The organism is Sphingobium olei, assembly GCF_042678845.1.
Classification (GTDB): Bacteria; Pseudomonadota; Alphaproteobacteria; order Sphingomonadales; family Sphingomonadaceae; genus Sphingobium; species Sphingobium olei.
The window spans coordinates 1-2,786 of record NZ_JBHTLS010000057.1 but is presented as its reverse complement, the minus strand read 5'-3'; the positions used below and the strand labels follow the sequence as shown (position 1 = coordinate 2,786).

The 2,786-nt window shown below is 63.9% G+C and carries 8 protein-coding genes; all 8 read left to right on the top strand.

Annotated elements, in window-relative coordinates:
• On the top strand, positions 1-423 hold a 423-nt coding region (locus ACFQ24_RS04125), incomplete at its 5' end, for a hypothetical protein (RefSeq protein ID WP_380909198.1).
• A 25-nt stretch (positions 424-448) separates the two neighbouring features.
• A complete protein-coding gene (locus ACFQ24_RS04120) occupies positions 449-703 on the top strand; it encodes a hypothetical protein (RefSeq protein WP_380909196.1) in 255 nt (84 codons plus the stop codon).
• The gene (locus ACFQ24_RS04115) at positions 703-969 is read left to right on the top strand and encodes a hypothetical protein (RefSeq protein WP_380909194.1); all 267 of its coding nucleotides are present in this window, start codon (positions 703-705) and stop codon (positions 967-969) included. Before ACFQ24_RS04120 ends, ACFQ24_RS04115 begins: the two co-directional genes overlap by 1 nt.
• A 3-nt stretch (positions 970-972) precedes the next feature.
• Positions 973-1,176 carry a hypothetical protein gene (locus tag ACFQ24_RS04110; protein WP_380909192.1) on the top strand — a complete coding sequence of 68 codons (204 nt, stop codon included), beginning with the start codon at positions 973-975 and terminating at the stop codon, positions 1,174-1,176.
• Between the two features lie 3 nt (positions 1,177-1,179).
• Positions 1,180-1,404 (top strand): hypothetical protein, encoded by a 225-nt coding sequence (locus tag ACFQ24_RS04105; RefSeq protein WP_380909191.1) that lies wholly within the window; start codon positions 1,180-1,182, stop codon positions 1,402-1,404.
• A 10-nt stretch (positions 1,405-1,414) separates the two neighbouring features.
• A complete protein-coding gene (locus ACFQ24_RS04100; protein ID WP_380909189.1) occupies positions 1,415-1,618 on the top strand; it encodes a hypothetical protein in 204 nt (67 codons plus the stop codon).
• 239 nt (positions 1,619-1,857) lie between these two features.
• The gene (locus tag ACFQ24_RS04095; protein WP_380909187.1) at positions 1,858-2,592 is read left to right on the top strand and encodes a hypothetical protein; all 735 of its coding nucleotides are present in this window, start codon (positions 1,858-1,860) and stop codon (positions 2,590-2,592) included.
• On the top strand, positions 2,589-2,786 hold a 198-nt coding region (locus ACFQ24_RS04090; protein ID WP_380909185.1), incomplete at its 3' end, for a Rad52/Rad22 family DNA repair protein. The genes ACFQ24_RS04095 and ACFQ24_RS04090, both read left to right, overlap by 4 nt.

The window sequence follows — 2,786 nt, the reverse complement described above, 5'->3', positions numbered from 1 at the left end:
GCATGGGACGCCGCAGGGGACGCCGCAGGGGCCGCCGCATGGGACGCCGCAGGGGACGCCGCAAGGGACGCCGCAAGGGCCGCCGCAAGGGCCGCCGCAGGGTCCGCCGCATGGGACGCCGCAGGGGACGCCGCATGGGACGCCGCATGGGACGCCGCAGGGGACGCCGCAAGGGACGCCGCAAGGGCCGCCGCAAGGGCCGCCGCAGGGTCCGCCGCATGGGACGCCGCAGGGGACGCCGCAGGGGCCGCCGCATGGGCCGCCGCAAGGGCCGCCGCATGGGACGCCGCAAGGGCCTCGAATGAAATCCAAGGCGCGAGCCTGATGGCGCAGCGCGGACAGCCATTCTTCTTCCTGCCGATGTTCGGGCTTGCCGATCTCGACGCAATCCCCGCCCGGCCCGCGACATACGCCGCAGCCTAAACCCAGCCTAAGGCAGGAGGATATTATGTCCCTCTACGCGGAAGCCGCATACTTCGACAACGAGCCGGTGCAGCACTGCGCCGATCGTGACGAGGCGGCACGTATTGATCGCAAGCGGCTCGCGGCCAAGCTCAAGGAAGCCGAACGCCTCGCGAAGATGCCCGGCGTCAACCCCGCGCTCACCCGTGCACAGGTGCCGCAGTTTCAAGCCGGTCTGGATGCAATCTTGAGCCTGCCCAAGCTGCGGCGACAACTCAAATCTTTGAACGGAGACGGGTGATGTCGGACATGATCGACGCCTTCCGCGACATGAAGGAAATGCAGCGTTTGGAGCGCAAATATTTCGGCGTCCGCTGCCCTGTCTGCATGGAGCGGTTGCCCAAGGCGCAGCCCAAAATCCTGCTGCCGGGTCAGGTCTGCCGCGCTCACAAGCCGCATTACCGGGACACGCGACCCAACATCACGGCTGACCAATTCAACGCCGCCATGAACAAGCATGGCTGGTCTCAGGACCCCGCCCCGGCGCGGGCGATGAAGGAGGGTTGAAGGATGGACCGCATCCCCGAACGCGCCGCCTACGAAGGCAATGGAGGCTGGCAGGATGGCCGCTTTGGCCAAGCCTACGACCTGATCTGCGATGCGCTGAAAGAGCGTGGGGTGATTGATCTTTACCGCCACCCGCTGCTCGCCGCCATCGAAATGGAGGACGGCAATTATGAGCCGTCTGACGATCCAAACGCGAAGGAGGGTTGAAGGATGGCTTACACCCGTTGCGCCAACGACTTCAATTCGACCCCTTTCTCCAGCTGCTGCGACACCGCCAGCATTGGAAAGTCGTGCGCCAAGTGCGGCGAGGAGATCACCTATCATCAGGACTCTCCTGCCGTTGCTCGGGCCAAACAGCTTCGCCGTCAAGGTCGCTGTGGGATGTGCGGCAAGCCAAAAGGCAACCCCGCGATCTCCGGCAACTGCCATTGTTAAGGAGGGCCTAATGCAGCTCGCCACCCAATCCCTTGAGCAGATGATGCGCGACCTGAGCGTTGCCTATCATGTGCGGGAGCAACACCGCCTTCTTGGCGAAGATTTCATCCAACAAGACCTCGATGCCGATTGGGACGCCCGCACGCGCGAATGGAAAGCGCTGCTGCACGATGGGCGGATCAGCATCCGGGCAATTCTGGAGGCATCGCTGTGACTCGCTTTCCTTCACTCCCTGAGATCATGGTTACAGGGGCTATTGTGTGGATGATGGCTTGGGTGGTCGTGCTGTGAGCAGGGCGATCACTCCGGGACGGGCTGTCGCGGCTACGCCGTCGAGCCGGTCCCCGTCTCGCCCCTGCCGGGCTTCCATCCCTATCGCGTGGCCCGCTGAGAACCCGGATTTCCTCCGCTGGCGCGGCATCTGTCACGTCGCAAAGATCATGGAGAATTTGAATGAGCGAAACTGACCGCTCTATCGGTGACAATGGCGGACCTCCGCTTGACGCCCTCCCGGCCATGTCGCTGCACATCGACACACTCATGGAAACCGCACAAGGCTTCCTTGATGGCGAGCCTGTCGAGACGGCGGAAGTCGCGGCGATTGTCGCAAAGTTGATCGATGAGGGCCGCAAGGCCGGCAAGGACGCGGACAATCTCCGCAAGGAAGAGGCCAAGCCCTTCGATGAAGGCAAGAAGGCCGTGCAGGCGCGGTGGAAGCCGGTCATCGACAAGACTGACCTGATCGTCGCCACGGCCAAGCGGGCACTGGTGCCTTACCAGATGAAACTGGAGGCGGAGCAGCGCGAACGGGCTGAACAGGCTCGGCGTAAAGCAGAGGCGGCGCGACAGGCCCAGATCGACGCCGAGCGCGCCGCGCAGGCCAGTGCTGACCTGGAGGCCGCACAACGGGCTGACGAATTGCGCCGGGCGGCTGATAAGGCAGAGCGCGACGCGAGCAGGGCCAACAAGGCGACTGCTGCTGTTGCGGTCGAAGGCGCGCGGGCGATCAGCTTGAGGACTGTCTGGCGGGCAGAAATCACAGACCGTCGCGCATTGCTCCAGCACTACATGCGGACACGTCCAGACGATCTGGAAGCATGGCTTCAAATGCAAGCCGATCGCGATGTCCACGCGGGCATCCGGATGATCCCCGGCGTGCTGGTCAAAGACGAAAGGGTCGCAGCATGAACATGTACGATAAACTCTCGCGTCCGTTCGACCCATCGCAGGTTAGCTGGCGCGCGCAGAGCCTCAAATCTGACGGCACCGCCGCCATGGCGCTTTGCTACATCGACGCCCGCGATGTCATGCGCCGGCTCGATGAGGTGTGCGGCCCCAATGGCTGGTCCGACAGTTACACCGAAACCGGCAAAGGTCGGCTG

What these genes read in the sequence shown, in the direction of transcription:
- ACFQ24_RS04115 (WP_380909194.1), top strand. Translation starts at nt 703, where the DNA reads ATGTCGGACATGATCGACGCCTTCCGCGACATGAAGGAAATGCAGCGT.
- ACFQ24_RS04105 (WP_380909191.1), top strand. Translation starts at nt 1,180, where the DNA reads ATGGCTTACACCCGTTGCGCCAACGACTTCAATTCGACCCCTTTCTCC.
- ACFQ24_RS04120 (WP_380909196.1), top strand. Translation starts at nt 449, where the DNA reads ATGTCCCTCTACGCGGAAGCCGCATACTTCGACAACGAGCCGGTGCAG.
- ACFQ24_RS04110 (WP_380909192.1), top strand. Translation starts at nt 973, where the DNA reads ATGGACCGCATCCCCGAACGCGCCGCCTACGAAGGCAATGGAGGCTGG.
- ACFQ24_RS04100 (WP_380909189.1), top strand. Translation starts at nt 1,415, where the DNA reads ATGCAGCTCGCCACCCAATCCCTTGAGCAGATGATGCGCGACCTGAGC.
- ACFQ24_RS04095 (WP_380909187.1), top strand. Translation starts at nt 1,858, where the DNA reads ATGAGCGAAACTGACCGCTCTATCGGTGACAATGGCGGACCTCCGCTT.